1 protein-coding gene and 1 pseudogene are annotated in these 953 nt (G+C 60.7%); both read left to right on the top strand.

The window, feature by feature from the left end; translation table 11 throughout:
- Positions 1-386, top strand: a 386-nt coding sequence (locus KW841_RS29895; protein ID WP_256357992.1) for an ATP-binding protein, incomplete at its 5' end; no start/stop codon positions are given.
- A 189-nt stretch (positions 387-575) separates the two neighbouring features.
- A pseudogene (locus KW841_RS29410) lies at positions 576-788 on the top strand (ATP-binding protein); the annotation flags it as partial.
- Between the last annotated feature and the right edge of the window lie 165 nt (positions 789-953).

Raw genomic sequence — 953 nt, 5'->3', positions numbered from 1 at the left:
ACCGGGCCCCATCGCTGGCAAGCCAGCTCCCACAATGTTTTCGGGTGCTCACAGATTTTGCGTACACCCACTTACTCTGTGGGAGCTGGCTTGCCAGCGATGAGGCCAGCCAGAACAACCGAAAACTTCGATCAGTCTCGATAGTCCGGCGCCACACGATCCAGCATCCGCAACTGCGCCCGTTCAACATCGGCGGCGCACGGCGTGATGGCGGGCTGGGGCTGCGGATCGTGCATCGCATCCTGCAATTGCACGGGCGCGAGATTCAGTTGATCGATGTGCCGGGGCGGGGGGCGACCTTTCGGTTTTCGTTGCCGATCGATGAAGAGACTGCATCGGCGTTGGCGGTGCGGTCGATGAACCTCAATACACCGCGGCAGGCTTGAAAAGTTGTGGTGCCTGACCGGGCCCCATCGCTGGCAAGCCAGCTCCCACAATGTTTTCGGGTGCTCACAGATTTTGCGTACACCCACTTACTCTGTGGGAGCTGGCTTGCCAGCGATGAGGCCAGCCAGAACAACCGAAAACTCCGATCAGCCCCGATACCCCGGCGCCACACGATCCAGCATCCGCAACTGCGTCCGTTCAACATCGGCGGCGCACGGCGTGATGGCGGGCTGGGGCTGCGGATCGTGCATCGCATCCTGCAATTGCACGGGCGCGAGATTCAGTTGATCGATGTGCCGGGGCGGGGGGCGACCTTTCGGTTTTCGTTGCCGATCGATGAAGAGACAGCGTCGGCGCTGGCGGTGCGGTCGATGAACCTCAATACACCGCGGCAGGCTTGAAAAGTTGTGGTGCCTGACCGGGCCCCATCGCTGGCAAGCCAGCTCCCACAATGTTTTCGGGTGCTCACAGATTTTGCGTACACCCACTTACTCTGTGGGAGCTGGCTTGCCAGCGATGAGGCCAGCCAGAACAACCGAAAACTTCGATCAGTCTCGATAGTCCGG

The organism is Pseudomonas sp. PDM28 (assembly GCF_019219115.1).
GTDB classification, from domain to species: domain Bacteria; phylum Pseudomonadota; class Gammaproteobacteria; order Pseudomonadales; family Pseudomonadaceae; genus Aquipseudomonas; species Aquipseudomonas laurylsulfatiphila.
This window is presented reverse-complemented; position numbering and strand designations above follow the sequence as displayed.